At 62.4% G+C, this 19,106-nt stretch carries 18 protein-coding genes; 17 read left to right on the forward strand and 1 reads right to left on the reverse strand.

The window, feature by feature from the left end; translation table 11 throughout:
- Positions 1-2: 2 nt before the first annotated feature.
- On the forward strand, positions 3-479 hold the full coding sequence (locus tag R3E49_RS10080) for a PaaI family thioesterase (protein ID WP_371294924.1): 477 nt from the start codon (positions 3-5) through the stop codon (positions 477-479).
- Here the strand turns inward: R3E49_RS10080 and R3E49_RS10085 are convergent.
- Positions 457-1,374, reverse strand: coding sequence for a LysR family transcriptional regulator (locus R3E49_RS10085; RefSeq protein ID WP_371294925.1), 918 nt, complete (start codon positions 1,372-1,374; stop codon positions 457-459). The genes R3E49_RS10080 and R3E49_RS10085 overlap by 23 nt on opposite strands.
- A gap of 106 nt (positions 1,375-1,480) precedes the next feature.
- Between R3E49_RS10085 and leuC the strand changes: the two genes are divergently transcribed.
- The 16 genes from leuC (at position 1,481) to R3E49_RS10165 (ending at position 19,008) form a co-directional block, all read left to right on the forward strand.
- Positions 1,481-2,914: a 3-isopropylmalate dehydratase large subunit gene (gene leuC, locus R3E49_RS10090; protein WP_371294926.1), complete on the forward strand. Its 1,434-nt coding sequence runs from the start codon at positions 1,481-1,483 to the stop codon at positions 2,912-2,914.
- Positions 2,911-3,570, forward strand: coding sequence for a 3-isopropylmalate dehydratase small subunit (gene leuD / locus R3E49_RS10095; RefSeq protein ID WP_371294927.1), 660 nt, complete (start codon positions 2,911-2,913; stop codon positions 3,568-3,570). Before leuC ends, leuD begins: the two co-directional genes overlap by 4 nt.
- 1 nt (position 3,571) lies before the next feature.
- On the forward strand, positions 3,572-4,651 hold the full coding sequence (leuB, locus tag R3E49_RS10100; RefSeq protein WP_371294928.1) for a 3-isopropylmalate dehydrogenase: 1,080 nt from the start codon (positions 3,572-3,574) through the stop codon (positions 4,649-4,651).
- 28 nt (positions 4,652-4,679) lie between these two features.
- A complete protein-coding gene (locus R3E49_RS10105; RefSeq protein WP_371294929.1) occupies positions 4,680-5,705 on the forward strand; it encodes an aspartate-semialdehyde dehydrogenase in 1,026 nt (341 codons plus the stop codon).
- A 109-nt stretch (positions 5,706-5,814) separates the two neighbouring features.
- Positions 5,815-8,151, forward strand: a complete 2,337-nt coding sequence (locus R3E49_RS10110) for a FimV/HubP family polar landmark protein (protein WP_371294930.1) — start codon at positions 5,815-5,817, stop codon at positions 8,149-8,151.
- Positions 8,144-8,989 carry a tRNA pseudouridine(38-40) synthase TruA gene (truA, locus tag R3E49_RS10115; protein ID WP_371294931.1) on the forward strand — a complete coding sequence of 282 codons (846 nt, stop codon included), beginning with the start codon at positions 8,144-8,146 and terminating at the stop codon, positions 8,987-8,989. Before R3E49_RS10110 ends, truA begins: the two co-directional genes overlap by 8 nt.
- Positions 8,990-9,053: 64 nt before the next feature.
- A complete protein-coding gene (locus R3E49_RS10120; protein ID WP_371294932.1) occupies positions 9,054-9,671 on the forward strand; it encodes a phosphoribosylanthranilate isomerase in 618 nt (205 codons plus the stop codon).
- A gap of 20 nt (positions 9,672-9,691) precedes the next feature.
- Positions 9,692-10,912, forward strand: coding sequence for a tryptophan synthase subunit beta (gene trpB / locus R3E49_RS10125; RefSeq protein WP_371294933.1), 1,221 nt, complete (start codon positions 9,692-9,694; stop codon positions 10,910-10,912).
- A 25-nt stretch (positions 10,913-10,937) separates the two neighbouring features.
- A complete protein-coding gene (gene trpA / locus R3E49_RS10130) occupies positions 10,938-11,759 on the forward strand; it encodes a tryptophan synthase subunit alpha (RefSeq protein WP_371294934.1) in 822 nt (273 codons plus the stop codon).
- 46 nt (positions 11,760-11,805) lie between these two features.
- The gene (gene accD / locus R3E49_RS10135) at positions 11,806-12,747 is read left to right on the forward strand and encodes an acetyl-CoA carboxylase, carboxyltransferase subunit beta (RefSeq protein ID WP_371294935.1); all 942 of its coding nucleotides are present in this window, start codon (positions 11,806-11,808) and stop codon (positions 12,745-12,747) included.
- Positions 12,740-14,020 (forward strand): bifunctional tetrahydrofolate synthase/dihydrofolate synthase, encoded by a 1,281-nt coding sequence (folC, locus tag R3E49_RS10140; RefSeq protein ID WP_371294936.1) that lies wholly within the window; start codon positions 12,740-12,742, stop codon positions 14,018-14,020. The genes accD and folC overlap by 8 nt, the downstream gene beginning before the upstream one ends.
- A gap of 3 nt (positions 14,021-14,023) precedes the next feature.
- Positions 14,024-14,674, forward strand: coding sequence for an SPOR domain-containing protein (locus R3E49_RS10145; protein WP_371294937.1), 651 nt, complete (start codon positions 14,024-14,026; stop codon positions 14,672-14,674).
- An 82-nt stretch (positions 14,675-14,756) separates the two neighbouring features.
- Positions 14,757-15,275, forward strand: a complete 519-nt coding sequence (locus R3E49_RS10150) for a CvpA family protein (protein WP_371294938.1) — start codon at positions 14,757-14,759, stop codon at positions 15,273-15,275.
- An 18-nt stretch (positions 15,276-15,293) separates the two neighbouring features.
- Positions 15,294-16,817, forward strand: coding sequence for an amidophosphoribosyltransferase (gene purF / locus R3E49_RS10155; RefSeq protein WP_371294939.1), 1,524 nt, complete (start codon positions 15,294-15,296; stop codon positions 16,815-16,817).
- A gap of 6 nt (positions 16,818-16,823) precedes the next feature.
- Positions 16,824-18,020: an O-succinylhomoserine sulfhydrylase gene (locus R3E49_RS10160; protein WP_371294940.1), complete on the forward strand. Its 1,197-nt coding sequence runs from the start codon at positions 16,824-16,826 to the stop codon at positions 18,018-18,020.
- Between the two features lie 58 nt (positions 18,021-18,078).
- Positions 18,079-19,008 (forward strand): AAA family ATPase, encoded by a 930-nt coding sequence (locus tag R3E49_RS10165; RefSeq protein WP_371294941.1) that lies wholly within the window; start codon positions 18,079-18,081, stop codon positions 19,006-19,008.
- The last annotated feature ends 98 nt before the right edge of the window (positions 19,009-19,106 follow it).

Here is a 19,106-nt window from a genome sequence, read left to right on the forward strand (position 1 = left end):
AGATGTCTGATGCCGCCAGCCAGGCAGCGGTGCCGGAGGGTTTTGAGCGCCTGCCCAGCGGGCTGGGCTACACCGATACACTACAGCCGTGCTACCGGCGTATCGACGCATCCGGGGTGAGTTTCGGCCTTAGGGTGGAAGCGCAGCACTGTAACGTGATGGGCATTTGTCACGGCGGGGTGCTGTCAACGTTAGCGGATATCGCCGCGGCGAGCGGCGTCAACCAGGCGGCCGGGCGCGATGCGGGCAGTCCCACCATCAATCTCGCCCTGGATTTTATCAGCGCAGGAAAGCGTGGCCAGTGGCTGCAGGCAGATGTACTGCAGGTAAGCGTCAAGCGTCGGTTCGGGTTTGCTAACGGACTGATCAGTGGCCCTGACGGGGTGATCGTACGCTTCAATGGCACCTTCTACCTGCCTGACCATGAGGGCATATGGAAACGCCCACCGCCGGCGGTCAGTCTGTTGTCCGGGGATTAGCGCTGGGCTGTACCGCGGAGTCGCCGGCGCAGGATTCCAGTACCGCGATAAACGCCCGCGCCGCACGGGAGAGGCTGCGGCCGCGGTGATACACCAGCCCCAGGGTACGCTGTAAGGTGATGCCGCGGACCGGCAGGGCACGCAACTCGTCATTGAGCATGGTGGCGGGCAGCACCGTCCATCCCAGGCCCACGGCCGCCATCATGCGGATGGTTTCCAGGTAGTTGGTCGCCATGGAGACCTTGAGTTCCAGCCGGTGTTCGGCAAACAGTCGCTTGATGATCTGTCCGGTATAGGTGTTCAGCCCGGGCAGGATCGCAGGGTGTGAGGCCAGATCCGCAAGCCTGCGGTCTCGACCCTGAACGGCAAGCGGATGATCGATGGCGACCATGAACACCAGCGGGTCGCGCCAGATCGGGCGCGTTATCACGCTGTCATCGTCTTCCGGGGCCAGGGTGACCACCGCGAGTTCCGAGCGCCCCTGCATAATCAGGTCGTAGGCCTGTTCGGAATCGGTGAACTCGATATCAATGTGGGCAGCGGGGTGAGCCTTGCTGAATGCGCTGAGCACCGGCGGCAGCCGGTGCAAGCCGATATGGTGGCTGGTGGCGAGCCGTAATTCGCCGGCCACGTCGCCAGACAGGTCGCGCACCGCCCGTTCCGCGCTGAACAGTTGCTGGGTAATGGTGCGCGCATGCGGCAGCAGGGCCTGGCCTGCCTCGGTCAGTGTTGTGTGCCGGCCTATGCGGTCAAACAGCGCGCTACCCAGGCTCTGCTCAAGTAACGCAATGCGCTTGCTCACTGCCGGTTGGGTCAGGTGCAGGCGCTCTGCCGCAAGGGAAAACGACCCTTCTTCCGCAACCAGAAGGAAGGCCTGCAGGTTCTGGATCTCCAAAATAGATTCCTGTTAGGAATGGCATAGATAAAAATAATAAATTTGAGTAATCATCAGGTCAAGCTTATCATCTGGGGCTGGACAAACCCTAGTGTGGGAGCGAAACATGGCCGGGCTGACACTGTACGACAAACTCTGGCGCAATCATCTGGTGGAGCAGCGTGAGGACGGTTCCGCGCTCATCTACATTGATCGGCATCTGATTCATGAAGTGACGTCTCCGCAGGCATTCGAGGGGTTGCGCCTCGCCGGGCGCAAGCCCTGGCGGCTGGACGCGAATCTCGCGGTGCCGGACCACAACGTGCCGACCTCGCGAGACGAGCGGGCGGGTGGTGTTGCCGGCATCCGCGACCAGGTGTCGCGGTTACAGGTGCAGACGCTGGATGACAACTGTCGGGATTTCGAGATCGAAGAAATACCCATCAACGACGTGCGCCAGGGAATCGTGCACGTGGTCGGGCCGGAGCAGGGCGCCACGCTGCCGGGTATGACCGTTGTTTGCGGCGATTCCCATACCTCCACCCACGGTGCACTCGGTGCGCTCGCGCATGGTATCGGTACTTCAGAAGTGGAACACGTGCTGGCGACGCAATGCCTGATCCAGCAGAAAATGAAGAACATGCTGGTTCGGGTTGACGGTTGCTTGCAGCCAGGCGTGACCGCCAAGGATGTTGCGCTGGCCGTCATTGGCCACATTGGCACGGCGGGGGGTACGGGCTACGCGATAGAGTTTGCCGGCGAGGTGGTGCGCAGCCTGACTATGGAAGGCAGGATGACACTGTGCAATATGTCGATCGAAGCGGGTGCCCGCATGGGCATGATCGCCGTCGACCAGACGACGCTCGACTACGTCAAGGGTCGGACCTACGCGCCTTCCGGTGCCCTGTGGGACGCGGCGCAAGCAGCGTGGGCCGACTTGCACAGTGACGCGGATGCCGTGTTTGACAAAGTCGTGACCCTGCGCGGGGAGGACATCCTGCCGCAGGTCACCTGGGGTAACTCTCCAGAGATGGTGCTCCCCGTCAATGGCTATGTCCCGGATCCGCAGGCTATGGAAAATGCGACGCAGCGCAGCGCGGCACAGCGCGCCATCGAGTATATGGGCCTTACCCCGGGTATGGCGATCACGGATATACGTCTCGACCGCGTGTTCATCGGCTCCTGCACCAATTCGCGCATCGAGGACCTGCGCGCCGCTGCGGCCGTGGTGCGTGGCCGACACGTTGCACCGACGCTGAAGCAGGCACTGGTGGTGCCCGGCTCCGGCCAGGTCAAGGCGCAGGCCGAGGCGGAGGGCCTGCATGAGATTTTCCTTGCCGCGGGCATGGAGTGGCGCGAGCCGGGGTGTTCCATGTGTCTCGCCATGAATGCCGACAAGCTGGGTGCCGGAGAACACTGTGCGTCCACCTCCAACCGCAATTTCGAGGGACGCCAGGGTATCGGCGGGCGCACTCACCTGGTGAGCCCGGCTATGGCTGCGGCTGCGGCAATTGCTGGCCACTTCGTCGATATTCGCAACCTGCAGGAGCCCACACAATGAAGAGCTTCACCGTGCTGGAGGGGCTGGTCGCGCCCATGGATCGCGCCAATGTCGATACCGACATGATTATCCCCAAGCAGTTTCTGAAGTCGATCAAGCGCAGCGGTTTTGGCCCCAACCTGTTCGACGAAATGCGCTATCTCGATGAGGGGCAGCCTGGGCAGGACTGCAGTGGGCGGCCGCTGAATCCCGAGTTTCCGCTCAACCAGTCGCGCTATCGCGGCGCCACGGTGCTGCTCGCGCGGGAAAACTTTGGCTGCGGGTCAAGTCGGGAGCATGCGCCGTGGGCACTCGAGGACTACGGCTTTCGCTGCATCATCGCCCCCAGCTTCGCTGATATTTTCTACAACAATTGCTTCAAGAACGGGATCCTGCCCGTGGTATTGCCGGCGACAACCGTAGACAAGCTGTTCACTGCGCTCTACGCAGAGGAGGGCTACCGGCTGGCAATCGATCTGGAGGCGCAGGAGGTGCGCACGCCAGACGGGGAGGTGCTCTGCTTCGAGGTTGATGTGGCGCGCAAACACTGTCTTTTGAAAGGCCTTGATGATATCGGGGTCACGCTGGAAAGTGCGGCCGCGATCAGGCAGTTCGAAGACCGGTGGCGGGAACAATCCCCCTGGTTGTTCAACATGATTGGCAGGGGGCAGGTTTAACATGGGACGACGGATTCTGGTCTTACCGGGGGACTACATCGGTCCCGAAATCATGGCAGAGGCAGTGCGTGTCCTGGAGACGGTGAACGAGCGCTTCACGCTTGGCCTGTCTCTGGAACACGGTTTGCTGGGTGGCGCCGCTATTGATGAACACGGGGTGCCGCTGCCCGATGCCACGCTGCAAGCGGCGCGGGATGCGGATGCGATCCTGTTGGGCGCCGTGGGCGGCCCGAAGTGGGACAACGTGGAACGGCATTTGCGGCCAGAACGGGGGTTGCTGGGTCTGCGCTCGCAACTGGAGCTGTTCGGCAACCTGCGTCCTGCGATTCTGTATCCGCAGCTGGCAGACGCCTCCAGCCTGAAGCCAGAGGTGGTAGCCGGGCTGGATATTCTCATTGTGCGTGAACTGACGGGCGGTATTTACTTTGGCGAGCCCCGCGGTATCCGTACGCTGGAGAATGGCGAGCGGCAAGGGTTTAACACATATGTGTATTCGGAGTCAGAAATCCGGCGTATCGGGCACCTGGCATTCGGCCTTGCGCGGCAGCGTGATCGCCGCGTGTGCTCAGTCGACAAGAGCAACGTATTGGAAGTCACCGTGCTCTGGCGGGAGGTCATGGAGGAGGTGGCGCGGGACTATCCTGACGTGGCACTCAGCCACATGTACGTCGACAATGCCGCCATGCAGCTGGTGCGGGCGCCGAAGCAGTTTGACGTCATGGTGACGGGCAATATGTTCGGCGACATTCTGTCAGATGCCGCTGCCATGCTGACGGGCTCCATCGGCATGCTGCCGTCTGCCTCTCTGGACAAGAACGGCCGCGGCATGTACGAACCCTGCCATGGCTCGGCGCCGGATATCGCGGGGCAGGGCAAAGCCAATCCGCTGGCAACCATCCTCTCGGTGGCAATGATGTTACGCTACACCCTTGACGAGGCGGACGCCGCCGCCGCCATCGAACAAGCCGTGAGCGACGTGCTCGACCAGGGGTTGCGCACGCCCGATATCGCCGCCGCCGGCCAGCGCGCGGTGTCAACCAGCGACATGGGTGCTGCCGTTGTGGCGGCGCTGCGCGGTTGAACCTTCACACAGTAATGCGAGGTTTTTTATGAGCAAGCAGTATGACGTTGCCGTCGTCGGCGCTACCGGCGCGGTCGGCGAGACCATGATGTCGATACTTGAAGAGCGTGATTTTCCGGTACGTACGCTTTATCCGCTCGCCAGCGCGCGCTCGGCGGGCAAAACCGTGACGTTTCGCGGTAAATCGCTGCGCGTGACGGATCTTGCCGAATTTGACTTCAGCCAGGTGCAGATCGGCCTGTTCTCCGCCGGCGGCAGCATTTCGGAAGAGTTCGCGCCGAAAGCCGCTGCAGCGGGCTGCATTGTCATCGACAATACGTCCCATTTTCGACGCGATGCGGATATTCCGCTGGTGGTGCCTGAGGTGAATCTGCCGGCACTCGCGGGATACACCCAACGCAATATCATCGCCAACCCCAACTGCTCCACGATCCAGATGCTGGTTGCCCTGAAGCCCATTTACGACGCCGTCGGTATCGAACGCATCAATGTCTGTACCTATCAGGCGGTGTCTGGCACCGGCAAGGAGGCCATTGAGGAGCTCGCAGGGCAGACCGCGCGCCTGCTGAACGGGCAGTCTATTGAGTGCGAGGTGTACCCCAAGCAGATAGCGTTCAATGTGCTGCCGCACATCGACACATTCCAGGACAATGGCTACACCCGGGAGGAGATGAAAATGGTCTGGGAGACGCAGAAAATCCTCGGTGACGACAGTATTCAGGTCAACCCCACCTGTGTGCGCGTGCCTGTTTTCTTCGGCCATTCTGAAGCGGTGCACATCGAGACGCGTGAAAAGATCTCTGCCGTGGCTGCGCGCAAGCTGCTGGAGGATTTTCCGGGGATCACGGTGCTTGATGAGCGCGCCGATGGGGGTTACCCCACTGCGGTCACCGAGTCCGCCGGCAAGGATGCGGTGTTTGTCGGCCGGATTCGGGAGGATATTTCGCACCCCCGCGGGCTGGACCTGTGGGTCGTATCAGACAATGTGCGCAAGGGCGCCGCGCTGAACAGCATCCAGATTGCCGAGGCACTTATCCGGGGTTATATTGATTAAACCTTTGCGTTACAACATACTTGCGGTATCTTCGGAGTCGTCATAAAGGGGCTCGAGCTGCGTAAAAGTCGGCTCAGGGGATGGCAGGGGAGCATAACAAGGCGTGTTTATGGCTCGAAAGAAGCGGTTGGCAGTAGCACTGGCAGCCTTGGGGTGCCTGCAAGCAGGTTCTGTTTGGGCATTGGGGCTTGGCGAACTTTCGCTGAATTCGTTTCTGAACGAACCGTTGCGGGCGGAAGTCGGTCTGCTGGATGTTGGCAGCCTCGATCAGGATCAGATTCGCGTCAGGCTCGCGACGGCAGATGACTTCGACCGGCTAGGCATCGACCGTGCCTATTTCCTGACGGGCATCAGCTTTGAAGTCCAGGTGGATAAAAACGGTCGCGGCAAGATCATCCTCACCTCGGAAGACCCGGTGCTCGAACCCTACCTCGACTTTATCGTCGAGGCGCGCTGGCCCTCTGGCCGTTTATTGCGCAATTACACGGTGCTCGTTGATCCACCTGCTTTTGAATCTCAGGGCACGACGGTGTCGGCCACGCGTCGCGTGGCTGAAGTCGAGGGTGCGCCAGAACCGGCCACCACTGAGGTCGAAGTGGTGCCGGAGGGCACGCGCGTGGGCATGCGCGAATCCAGCCTCGCGCCGGGGGCGATGCCCGAACGAAATTTTAGTGCAGGCACCGCTGCCGAGCCGGCGCCAGGTGCCCGCTACATGATTCGCCGCGACGAGACGCTGTGGACCATTGCCCAGCGTGCCCGCCCGGAGGGTATTTCGGTGCAGCAGGCCATGCTGGAGATACAGCGTCTGAATCCGGATGCCTTTATCGACGGCAACATCAATCGCATCAAGGCGGGATACATTATCTACCTGCCGGATAGCAGCGATGTCAATGCCAGTGAGACCGACGTCGCGGCTGTGCTCGCAGAAGTGCGTCAGCAAAATGAAGACTGGCGCGCCGGCAGGGCTTCCACACCCTCGTCTGCCGGACCGGCGCTGCGGATTTCCGCAGGCGCGGCGAATGACGATGCCACCCCGGGCAGTACTGGTGATGAAGGGGCCGCCACCGACAGCGATCCAGCAAGCAATGCCGCCAGTGCCGCAACCGAGAGTGCGCCCGTTTCAACGGCAGACGCTGAGGCCATACAGGGTGAGCGTGATGCGTTTGCGGAACAGTTGACTCGCCTCACCGAACGTCTGGACGCGCTGGAGCGTATGGTTGAGGTGAAAGACGCTGAAATTGCCTCTCTGCAGCAGGCGCTCGCTGCGGCGGAGGCATCCTCGTCCAGCGCAGCGGCGGCTGAGCCCGCGGCGGTTACACCGGTGCCGTCCGTTGCGGAGGTAAAGCCACAGCCACAACCCGTAGCGCCAGAGGCATCAGGGGGCATGGGCGTCTGGCCCTATGTCGCGGGTGGCGGGCTGTTGGCGCTGCTGCTCGGCGGCCTGCTGTGGCGGCGTCGGCAGAATGGCACAAGCGAGGAACCTGCCGCTCTGGTGCCCGTCGCTCGCCCGCGGCAGAAAGAGGCCGATGCCTTTGACGACATCCAACTGCAGGACCACGCGGTTGAGTTCGATGACGAGAGCAGCGATGCCGAACCGGCCGCAATGCCGGCTGCGTCCGGAGACGATACAACCCTGCAGCGCGGCGGACAGCGCGGCTACGGTGAGCGCAAGCACGATGAATACGCCTCCGACGTTGATGCCGGAGATGCTCTCGCCGAGGCAGATATCTACATTGCCTACGGGCGCTACAGTCAGGCGATGGAATTGCTCCGCAAGGCGACCAGAACCGACCCGGACAACGCTTCGTACCACCTGAAACTGCTCGGTCTTGCGGCGGAAATGGGCGACCGCGATGAAGCTGACCAGCAGATGATGGAGCTGCAGCGCATCGGTGATGCAGACAGTATTGCCCGGGCGGAGCAGCTGTTGGCTGATGCCAGATTGTCAGGCGCAGGCGAGCGTGCCGGGGAGCCCGCGGATTTCTCGTCCGCCAGCGATCTCAGTGGGGATCTTGACGACAGCGGTTTCCTGTCTGATTTCAGTGATAAGCCCGCGTCCAAGCCTGCGGCGAAGCAGGCCGAAGACCTCTCGGCCGAGCTGCCCGAGCTTGATGAGTTGGGCAGCCTCGACGCGCGCGATGCACTGGTACCTTCCGTTGACGAAGAACCTGAATTCCTCGACCTTGAAATCGAGGAGGGCAGTGTAGAAGACGACCTGGACCTCTCCGCCGACTTCGAGAAGGCGCGCAGTGGTGGCGACAGCAGTGAGGACGACTTCGTGTTCGCCGATGACGGCGACCCGATGTCGACCAAGCTGGACCTGGCGCGGGCTTACATCGACATGGGCGATGACGAAGGTGCGCGGCAGATCCTCGACGAGGTGATATCGGGCGGAAGCGCTGACCAGCAGCAGGAAGCACGGGAGTTGCTCGAGAGGCTTGGCTGATTCAGGCGCAGATCGGGTATTCGCCAGTACATCGCTTCCTTCCGGGGCCCGCATTGCCTGTCGTATAGAGTACGACGGTAGTGCTTACCACGGCTGGCAGGCGCAGCTGAAATCCCCTTCACCCACCGTGCAGGGCGCCCTTGAGCATGCGCTCGAGCGCGTTGCTGCGCAGCCTGTCAGAGTCCACTGTGCGGGTCGCACAGACACGGGTGTTCACGGCCACGCCCAGATTATTCATTTCGACGCCCCCTGTGCCCGCAGCGCGAAAGCCTGGGTGCTGGGTGGCAACAGCCACCTGCCGCCGGACATTCGCATACACTGGGCGCAGCCAGTGGCGGAGACCTTTCATGCCCGTTTTTCCGCGCTGGCCCGACGTTACCGCTACATCATTGCCAATGGCACCGTGCGTCCGGCCCTGTGCCACCGGCAGCTGACCTGGCAGAGAAAGCCGCTGCAGGCGGAGCGCATGCACACCGCAGCGCAGGCATTACTTGGTGAGCAGGATTTCAGTGCCTTTCGCGCCGCCGCCTGCCAGTCCAGGACACCGTTTCGCCACGTCAATCACTGCACCGTCCGGCGTTACGGCGAGCTTCTGGTCATTGATATCGAAGCCAATGCCTTTCTCCACCACATGGTGCGCAATATCGCAGGCAGTCTGATGGCGGTGGGCAGTGGCGAGCAGCCGCTCGACTGGATTGCGGCGCTGCTGCAGGGGAAGGATCGAACGCGCGCAGCCGAAACGGCGCCCGCAGAGGGCCTTTACCTGGTGGATGTCAGCTACCCATCACAGTTTGGCCTGCCTGCCACACCTCCCGGGCCGCTTGTTTTACCGGGTTAAAGACACTGCGCACCCGGGTCTGCTATCATCCGCCGCCTTCGTCAGGCAATCACCGATCGATACTGTGGCCAGAACCCTTGTCAAGATATGTGGTATTACCCGTGTCACGGATGCCATCGCGGCCAGTGCAGCCGGGGCTGATGCCATTGGCCTGGTGTTTTACGCGCCAAGCAAACGCTGTGTTGATGTTTCCCTGGCTGCGGAGATTGTCGCGGCGTTGCCGCCCTTTGTCTCGGTTGTGGCCTTGTTCGTTGATGCCACTGCAGATGAAATCCATGGCACTCTGCAGCGCGTACCCGTAGATTGCATACAGTTTCATGGCGATGAATCGGCGGCTTTCTGTGCCCAGTTCGACCGGCCTTACCTGAAAGCCTTGCGGATGCGGCCGGGGATGGACGTTACGGCTGTCGCGGCAGGCTATCCGGGTGCCAGAGGGTTGTTGCTGGATAGCTGGCAACCGGGTGTCCCCGGCGGCACCGGGCAGACCTTCGACTGGTCGACGATACCTGAGCGGCTGCCACGCCCCCTGGTGCTGGCAGGTGGCCTTGACGAACGCAATGTCGCCGCCGCAATCGCCGCCGTGAGACCCGCCGCCGTAGACGTAAGCGGTGGTGTGGAAAACGCGCCGGGTATCAAGGATGCGGCTAAAATGCAGCGTTTCATCGCTGCCGTGCACAGCTGACTTTTGCAGGGGAAGACCTCATGACGACGGATATCAACACGAAACTCTTTGCCTCGGTTCCCGATGCTGATGGGCGCTTCGGTGTCTACGGTGGCAAATTTGTCGCTGAGACGCTCATGTCGGCGCTCTCTGAACTCGAAATCCTGTACCGCAGGCTCGCTGACGACCCGGAATTCCAGCGCGAGTTGGACGAAGACCTCGCGCACTATGTCGGGCGGCCGTCGCCACTTTACGAGGCGCGCCGCTGGTCCGATCGGGTCGGCGGCGCTCGTATCCTGCTGAAGCGCGAGGACCTGAACCACACGGGCGCACACAAGGTCAACAATACGGTAGGGCAGGCGCTGCTGGCCAAACATATGGGTAAGCGGCGCGTGATTGCCGAGACAGGTGCGGGTCAGCATGGTGTAGCCACGGCGACGATCGCCGCCCGCCTGGGTCTCGAGTGCCACGTCTTCATGGGTGAAGAGGATGTGCGGCGGCAGGCGCTTAATGTGTACCGCATGAAATTGCTCGGCGCTACTGTCGTACCGGTCACGTCGGGCTCCCGTACCCTCAAGGACGCCATGAACGAAGCCATGCGTGACTGGGTGACCAACGTCGATGACACCTTCTACATTATCGGCACCGTAGCGGGCCCACACCCTTATCCCATGCTGGTTCGCGATTTCCAGTGTGTGATCGGTCGGGAGGCGCGCGCCCAGTCCTTGGCGCAAACCGGGCGCCTGCCCGACGCACTGGTCGCCTGTGTGGGCGGTGGCTCCAATGCCATCGGCCTGTTTCATCCCTTCCTTGAGGATGAGTCGGTCGCCATGTACGGTGTGGAAGCCGGCGGCCACGGCGTTGCCACTGGAGAGCACGCCGCACCGCTCACAGCGGGCACGCCCGGTGTTCTGCATGGCAACCGCACCTACCTGATGCAGGACGAGGATGGCCAGATCATGCACACACACTCGGTGTCTGCCGGTCTTGACTACCCTGGTGTGGGACCCGAGCACTCCTGGCTCAAGGATGTTGGTCGGGTAAATTACGTCACGGCAGACGATGCCGAAGCACTGGCAGCGTTTCACGACCTGACGCGCACCGAAGGGATCATGCCGGCCCTGGAGAGCGCCCATGCCCTGGCCTATGCGGGCCGGCTGGCCGCCACCATGACGCCGGAGCAGACGATTATCGTCAACCTGTCTGGCCGCGGCGACAAGGACATACATACGGTAGCCGATATCGACGGTATCGACTTCTGAACAGGAATCACGAGGAGAACATGCAGTGAGCAAGATAGCCGGGCGCTTCCAGCAGCTCGCCGCCCAGGGCCGGAAGGCGCTGGTGCCCTATATCGTGGCGGGAGACCCCGACCTGGCGAGCACGGTACCGCTGATGCACGCCCTCGTGGCCGCCGGTGCAGACATTATCGAGCTGGGTGTGCCGTTCTCGGACCCCATGTCGGAGGGTCCGGTTATCCAGAAGGCCCATGAGCGCGCGCTTGCCAGTGGTGCCCGCCTGCGCGATGCGCTTGCCATGGTCGCAACGTTCCGCGAGCGAGATCCGGAAACGCCGGTGTTGCTCATGGGATATGCCAACCCGGTTGAGCACATGGGCTATGCCCGCTTTGCTGACGAGGCGGCGGCGGTCGGTCTGGACGGACTGTTGACGGTCGACATACCCCCGGAGGAGGTCGCCGGTGTCAACGCCGAGCTGCATCGCGTGGGTCTGGACAATATTTTCCTGGTTGCACCCACCACCCCCAGGGCGCGCATACAGTCGATCGTGGATCAGGCCAGTGGCTTCATTTACTACGTGGCCCTGAAAGGCGTCACCGGTGCGGGGCACCTGGATGCCGAAGATGTGGCGCAGCACCTCGCGCACATTCGTGAGGCCACCACGCTGCCACTTGCTGTGGGCTTCGGGATCAAGGATGCCGATTCGGCGCGCCGCGTGGGCGCAGCCGCAGACGGTGTGGTGGTCGGCAGCGCATTGGTGGATACCATCGCCCGGGCGGCCGCGCAGGGCGCGAGCCAGGAGGAACTGTTAAAAGCGGCAACGGAACTGGTTGCGAGTATCCGCGTGGGATTGGACAGCATCGCTTCCTAGAAGGCGCCGGCGGCGTCTATAATGGTGCCACCAAACGGGGGATGCCATGAGCTGGATTGACAAGATACTGCCTTCTGGAGTGCGCAAAGAAGAGGGCGCCCGCCGCTCCAGCGTGCCCGAGGGACTGTGGAAGAAGTGCGTCAAATGTGATGCAGTGTTGTATCGGCCTGACGTCGAGCGCAACGACGACGTCTGTCCGAAATGTGATCACCATATGCGCATTGGTGCCCGGCGCCGTCTGGACATCTTCCTTGATCGGGAGGGACGGCAGGAGATCCTTGCGGATATCGAGCCTGTTGATCGACTGAAATTTCGCGATAAAAAGCGCTATCGCGACCGCCTTTCTGCGGCGCAGAAGGCCACCGGCGAGAAAGACGCGCTGGTCGCCATGCGCGGTACCCTGCAGGGAATGCCGCTGGTCACTGTCGCGTTCGAGTTTGCTTTCCACGGGGGCTCAATGGGCTACGCGGTTGGCGAAAAGTTCACCCGCGCCGCGCAACTGGCACTCAAGGAGCGGATTCCACTGGTGTGCTTTTCGGCCTCCGGTGGAGCACGCATGCAGGAAGCGCTGATCTCCCTGATGCAAATGGCCAAGACCAGTGCGGTCATCGAGCGCATGAAAGTCGCCGGTGTTCCCTACGTCTCGGTGATGACCGACCCTATCTACGGCGGTGTGTCCGCCTCACTGGCGCTGCTCGGCGATGTGAATATTGCCGAGCCGGACGCGCGGGCGGGTTTTGCGGGCCCGAATATCATCGAACAAACCATTCGCCAGAAGCTGCCCAAAGGCTTCCAGCGCAGCGAGTTCCTGCTCGAGCACGGTGCGATAGACATGATTGTGCATCGCAACGATATGCGCGACACGCTGGCCAGGCTGTTGGGCAAGTTTACCGGCCAGGTCCCTCTATCGCCTGAGGACGCCGAGGATGATGCCAGCAGTGCAGACGCCACCGGGTCAGCCGAGAGTATCGACCACACGGATGACTGAGCAATCGCTGGCCGAATGGCTGGCGCGGCTTGAAGCGCTGCACCCGCGGGAAATCGACCTGGGCCTGGAGCGTGTTGCGGCTGTGGCTCGCCGTCTGCAGGTGCTGCCGGTGGCTGTGCCTGTGGTTACCGTCGCGGGGACCAATGGCAAGGGGTCTGTGGTAGGTGCACTCGAGGCGCTGCTGACGCACAAGGGCCTCCGCACCGGCGTGTATACCTCGCCGCATCTTTTGCGCTTCAATGAGCGCATTCGCATTGGCGGTTGCGAAGCGGGTGACGCCCAGATTGTCTCTGCGCTGCAGACCATTGAGGCCGCGAGGGGGGACATCTCGCTCACGTACTTTGAGTTTGCAACCCTGGCTGGCCTGCTTCTGTTCCAGCGCGAGGTGGTGGACATTGTGGTGCTTGAGGTCGGCCTCGGTGGTCGCCTCGATGCGGTAAACATCGTCGACCCCAGTGTCGCTGTGATAACCAGCATCGCGCTGGATCATCAGGATTGGCTGGGGGACAGCCTGGACGCAATTGCGCGCGAGAAGGCGGGAATCCTCCGGCCGGATATCCCCGCTGTGATGGCCTGCAGCGAGGTGCCTGCGGGGCTGGTCGAGGCCGTTGCGGCCAGTGGCGCGAGAGCCTATTGGTTCGGTGAGGCGTTTGGCGTCGAGCCCGCGGCGCAGCGTTGGGACGGCTGGGTGAGTGGCACAGCCGGAGCACGACGCCTTTTGCCGGTGTCACCTAACCCGGGGTTGCTGGCGCAAAACCTCTACGCTGCACTGCAGGCGCTGGAATGTCTCGGCCACCCGGTGTCCGAAGGGGAGGCGAGGGCGGTACTGCCGGCGCTGCAGCTGCCGGGGCGGCGGCAGGCCATGACCGTGGGCGGCATCGAGGTCGTTCTGGATGTGGCACACAATCCGGCAGCTGTGGCCAGGCTTGTTGAGTTTCTGCAGCACAGGCCCTGTGAGCAGAAAACCATCGCGGTTTTTTCCGCGATGGCGGACAAGGATATTCCCAGCATGCTGGACTTGATGTGCGGTGAGGTAGACGGCTGGTTTCTGGCAGACCAGCCGGGTAATGTCCGCGCCGCGACCGCCGCTGCGATTGCGGCCCATCTGCGCGCCGCGGGCGAAGGCATGATCAGTGTCAGTCGGAACCTGCGTCAAGCCCTCGCGCGGGCGCGCAGTGTCACAGCGGCAGGTGATCGGCTGCTGGTATTCGGCTCCTTCCACACAGTTGCGGCGGCCATGTCCTGGCTGGCGCGAGAACGGGAAAAGGCGTAGTCCGTGAATGATATCCTCAAGCAACGCCTCGTCGGAGCGCTGATACTGGTCGCGCTCGGGGTGATTTTCTGGCCTATTATCTTTGTCGACCCCCAATCCGATGGCAGCATCGAGGACCTGCGCATTCCGCCACGCCCGCAGGTAGATACCACACCCATTGCCGCGCCGGATCCCGCTGGCTTACGGGCTTCACCCAGTCTCGAGGGGGCGCTGGCTGAAGAGGAAGAGGCTGCCGAAGTTGGGGACGTTATGCCCTGGACAGAATCCACGGCCGATGCAGCCGCAGGTGTCGAGCTGGCAGATGCTGGCGGTCCTGGACCCGAGACGGAAGAGACCGAGCCAGCAGCGCCCCCGGGACCCGGTGAAACACGCGATGAGGCGCCGGAGCAGCCACAACTTGATGGCCAGGGTGTGCCTATTGCGTGGATGCTGCAGGTGGCCAGCGTCAGCAGCCAGGACAAGGCCGAGGCGCTGCGGCAGCGGCTTGAGGCCATGGGTGAAAAGGCCTGGGTGGACCCGGTAAACGTCGGTGGCCGGACCATGTACCGGGTCAACGTTGGCCCCAAGTTTGAACGCGCCCGTCTCGATACCCTGCGCCCGCAGGTCGATGCCGAATTCGGCGTCAAGTCCTTAGTGCGGCGGTATTTACCCTGATGACGCGGCGCATTGACTTTGGTGTGGTGAATCAAGCTGATAGACTGCCGCCCCCGCAGGTCAGGCGATGGCGGGAGGTACAGTGCTGAACATTGATGCGCTCACCTGGGTGGACTGGGCGATTGTGGCGATCGTGGGCCTCTCGACGCTGCTTAGTCTGCTGCGGGGGTTTACCCGCGAGGCGCTCTCCCTTGCTGGCTGGATTGCCGCGTTTGTACTGGCCTATGTGTTCGCCGGCGAGTTGGCGTCGCGGCTGACGGGGCTGATCAGCAACCTGACGGCTCGTTACATTGCCGCGTGGCTGTTGATTCTGGTCGGGGTTTTACTGTGTACCGGCCTGGTCAGTCTGCTACTGGCGCAGCTGGTCAAGGCGACCGGCCTCGGAACGCTCGACCGCCTGCTGGGGACCATTTTCGGCTTTGCGCGCGGTGTCATTATTGTGTTGGTGCTGGTCTTCCTGGTCAGGGAGTTGTTACCGCCGCGCGACCAGGTCTGGCTGCATCAGGCCTATCTGATGCCTCAGGTTGACGCGCTGCTCGAATGGGCCATGCAGCGTCTGGGCGATTTCAATGCCGGTCGGCTGCCGGCGATGAGTCTCTGACAACGAGGAATATGCGGAATGTGTGGGCTGGTAGGACTGGTTGGCAAGGGCACGGTAGGCCCTGATATCTACGACGCACTGACGGTGCTGCAACACCGGGGCCAGGATGCTGCCGGGATAATGACCTGTCACGGTGGACGCTTTACACAGCGCAAGAGCGAGGGGCTGGTGCGTGACGTCTTCCGCCAGGACCACATGCAGCGCCTCAAAGGGCCCATGGGGATCGGTCATGTGCGTTACCCGACAGCGGGCAGCTCCGGCACAGCGCTGGCCCAGCCCTTCTATGTCAACTCGCCCTATGGCATAGCGCTCGCTCACAATGGCAACCTGACCAATTCAGAACAGCTCACCCGTGAGCTGTTCCAGGACGACCTTCGGCACCTGAATACCGACTCGGACTCGGAGGTGTTGCTGAACGTTTTTGCCCATGAACTGCAGACTCTGGGCAAGCTCAGCCCGACAGCGGAGGATGTCTTTCAGGCGGTGACCGCAGTGCACCGACGCTGCCGCGGTGGCTATGCCGCTGTCGCTCTCATCGTCGACTATGGTGTGGTGGGATTCCGTGACCCGCTCGGTATCCGTCCACTGGTCGTCGGCGTGCGCAAGACCGACGCCGGCGACGAGTACATGCTGGCGTCGGAGAGCGTGGCGCTGGATGTGCTGGGATTTCGCATGCTGGGCGATGTCGCGCCTGGAGAGGCCGTGTTCATTGATAGCCGCGGTGCAATGCATCGTCGCCAGTGTGCGGAAAACCCGCAGCTCCGCCCCTGCATCTTTGAGCACGTGTATTTTGCGCGGCCCGATTCACTGATGGATGGCATCTCGGTCTACAAGACGCGCATGCGTCAGGGAGAGGCACTGGCGCGCAAGGTGCTGCGCGAACGGCCCGACCACGATATCGATGTCGTGATACCGATTCCCGATACCAGCCGTATCGCCGGGCAGGCTCTGGCTTCGGAACTGGGAATCAAGTTTCGCGAAGGTTTCATGAAAAACCGTTACATTGGGCGAACCTTCATCATGCCTGGCCAAAGCCAGCGCAAGAAGTCGGTGCGGCAGAAGCTCAATCCGGTGCCCCTCGAGTTTGAAGGCAAGAATGTGATGCTGGTGGACGATTCTATCGTCCGCGGGACCACCTGCCGACAGATCATCCAGATGGCCCGTGATGCCGGCGCCAACAAGGTGTATTTCGCCTCCGCAGCACCCCCTGTACGCTACCCGAACGTATACGGCATCGACATGCCGTCCGCGTCGGAGCTGATCGCACACGGGCGCACCGTCGAAGAAGTCTGTGATGCCATCGGAGCAGACTGGCTGGTCTATCAGGATCTCGACGATCTGATCAACTGCTCCCGAGAAGGCAACAAGAGCACGATGGGCTTTGACTGCTCTGTGTTCAACGGTGAATACCCGACCGGGGATGTCGATCAGGCATACCTTGAGCGCATCGAAGCGCTGCGCAATGACGATGCGCAAAGCCGCAGCCGGGCGCGGGTGCTTGCCGAAGGCACCGTGGTGGGGATTCACAATGACGTCAGCTGAGGCACTATGAACGATCACGACGACCCCCTGGCAGGTGCAGGGCTGGATACGCTCGCCATTCGCGCCGGTATCCACCGCACAGCCGAGGGTGAACACTCCGAGCCGATTTTTGCTACCTCCAGCTATGTATTCGGCTCTGCGGCAGAAGCCGCGGCCCGGTTTTCCGGTGAGTCCCCCGGCAATGTCTATTCCCGCTACACCAACCCGACGGTGCGTGGCTTTGAGGAACGTCTCGCAGCACTGGAAGGGGGAGAAGCCGCGGTGGCAACGGCGTCCGGCATGGCCGCCATACTCAGTACCTGCATGGCACTGCTGAAAGCCGGCGATCATGTGATCTGCTCGCGTGATGTGTTCGGGACGACAACCAACCTGTTTGCACGCTACATGACACGCTTTGGCGTGAGTGTAGATTTTGTGCCGCTGCTCGCAACTGATCAGTGGCGCGCGGCCCTGCGTCCAGAGACGCGCCTTCTGTACCTGGAAACACCGTCTAATCCGCTGTGTGAAGTCGCCGACATCCGCGCACTGGCGGAAATTGCCCACGCGCACAATGCATTGCTGGTGGTCGACAACTGTTTCTGCACGCCAGCTTTGCAACGGCCGCTCGCACTGGGCGCGGATATCGTCATACATTCGGCCACCAAATACCTCGACGGCCAGGGGCGCTGTGTGGGTGGCGCAGTCGTTGGCGCACGGGCCTTGATGGATGAGGTCGTGGTTTTTTTGCGCACCTGTGGCCCCACCATGAGCCCGTTCAACGCCTGGGTGTTCCTCAAGGGGCTGGAAACATTGCGCTTGCGTATGGAGGCGCACTCGCGGGCGGCACTGGAGCTCGCCCTATGGCTGGAGCAGCAGCCGCAGGTGCAGCGTGTGTATTACGCCGGACTGCCCGGGCACCCGGGGCATGCGTTGGCCGCCAGCCAGCAGAGCGCCTTCGGCGGTGTGTTGTCGTTCGAGGTACGCGGTGGACAGTCCGCCGCCTGGCGCTGTATCGATGCAACACAGATACTCTCGCTGACGGCCAATCTTGGGGATGCGAAAACGACCATTGTGCATCCCGCGACCACTACCCACGGACGCCTCAGTGCCGAGCAGCGGGCCGCCGCGGGTATCAGCGATGGCCTGATCCGGGTCGCGGTGGGGCTCGAGGATGTGGCCGATCTGCGCAGGGATCTGCAGCGCGGTCTCGACGCGGCGGGCTGAAAACGCATTTCCCGCGTACTACCTTGCTAATGCAGCATGAAGGGGCAGGAGCAACAGTATGGATACAGTAGGCGCCATTGACGACGCGGTGGCCGAGGTTGGCAAGGCGTTGCTGGGCAAGGAGGCGCAAATCAGGTTGGCCCTGTGTTGTCTCCTGGCGCGCGGGCATCTGCTGATAGAGGACCTGCCCGGCATGGGCAAAACCACACTGTCGCATGCCCTGGCCGCCGTGCTGGGCCTCGCATACCGACGGGTCCAGTTCACCAGCGACCTACTTCCCGCAGATATCCTGGGTGTTTCGGTGTATGACCGCAACGACGCGAGCTTTACCTTCCATCCCGGCCCCATATTCACGCAGGTGCTGTTGGCGGATGAGATCAATCGCACGACGCCGCGAACCCAGAGTGCGCTTCTGGAGGCAATGGCAGAGGGACAGGTCACCGTGGAAGGCGAAACACGGCGCCTGCCACAACCGTTTTTCGTGATTGCCACACAGAACCCGATCCATCAGTCGGGCACGTACCCGCTGCCGGAAAGTCAGCTTGATCGGTTCCTCATGCGCCTGCAACTGGGTTATCCGGATGCCCAGGCTGAACGGCAGATGTTGCTCAGTAGTGGTACTCAGCAGGCGCCGGAGGCCGTGCTGCGCCGCTGCCTGTCGCCCGAGGAACTGGAGTCCTGCCGCGCAGCGGCCGCCGAGGTGCATGTGGCTGACAGTCTGCTGGACTACCTGCAGCGCCTGGTGGGTTTCAGCCGCGAGCGCCCCGAGTTCGCGGTGGGGCTGTCACCGCGCGGGGCGCTCGCGTTGCTGAACTGCGCGCGAACCTGGGCGTTCATGAACCGCAGACAGCATGTGGTGCCGGAAGACCTGCAGGCCGTGCTGCCGGCGGTGGCGGCGCATCGCCTGGTGCCCAGCGGCGATTACGCCGGCGATGGTCACGCGCTGGTTGATCTCCTGCAGCGCAGCGTGGATGTGATCCGGCCCTGATGCCGGTGAATGCTGCCGAAATAACACGGACAGGCGCGACAAGCGGGCGATTCAGCCGGCGGTTTTCGCGCTGGCTCGTCCGGCGTATCCCCCCAGCG

The organism is Haliea sp. (genome assembly GCF_041395985.1).
Lineage (GTDB): Bacteria > Pseudomonadota > Gammaproteobacteria > Pseudomonadales > Halieaceae > Haliea.

What these genes read in the sequence shown, in the direction of transcription:
- R3E49_RS10080 (WP_371294924.1), top strand. Translation starts at nt 3, where the DNA reads ATGTCTGATGCCGCCAGCCAGGCAGCGGTGCCGGAGGGTTTTGAGCGC.
- leuC (WP_371294926.1), top strand. Translation starts at nt 1,481, where the DNA reads ATGGCCGGGCTGACACTGTACGACAAACTCTGGCGCAATCATCTGGTG.
- leuD (WP_371294927.1), top strand. Translation starts at nt 2,911, where the DNA reads ATGAAGAGCTTCACCGTGCTGGAGGGGCTGGTCGCGCCCATGGATCGC.
- leuB (WP_371294928.1), top strand. Translation starts at nt 3,572, where the DNA reads ATGGGACGACGGATTCTGGTCTTACCGGGGGACTACATCGGTCCCGAA.
- R3E49_RS10105 (WP_371294929.1), top strand. Translation starts at nt 4,680, where the DNA reads ATGAGCAAGCAGTATGACGTTGCCGTCGTCGGCGCTACCGGCGCGGTC.
- R3E49_RS10110 (WP_371294930.1), top strand. Translation starts at nt 5,815, where the DNA reads ATGGCTCGAAAGAAGCGGTTGGCAGTAGCACTGGCAGCCTTGGGGTGC.
- trpB (WP_371294933.1), top strand. Translation starts at nt 9,692, where the DNA reads ATGACGACGGATATCAACACGAAACTCTTTGCCTCGGTTCCCGATGCT.
- accD (WP_371294935.1), top strand. Translation starts at nt 11,806, where the DNA reads ATGAGCTGGATTGACAAGATACTGCCTTCTGGAGTGCGCAAAGAAGAG.
- folC (WP_371294936.1), top strand. Translation starts at nt 12,740, where the DNA reads ATGACTGAGCAATCGCTGGCCGAATGGCTGGCGCGGCTTGAAGCGCTG.
- purF (WP_371294939.1), top strand. Translation starts at nt 15,294, where the DNA reads ATGTGTGGGCTGGTAGGACTGGTTGGCAAGGGCACGGTAGGCCCTGAT.
- R3E49_RS10160 (WP_371294940.1), top strand. Translation starts at nt 16,824, where the DNA reads ATGAACGATCACGACGACCCCCTGGCAGGTGCAGGGCTGGATACGCTC.
- R3E49_RS10165 (WP_371294941.1), top strand. Translation starts at nt 18,079, where the DNA reads ATGGATACAGTAGGCGCCATTGACGACGCGGTGGCCGAGGTTGGCAAG.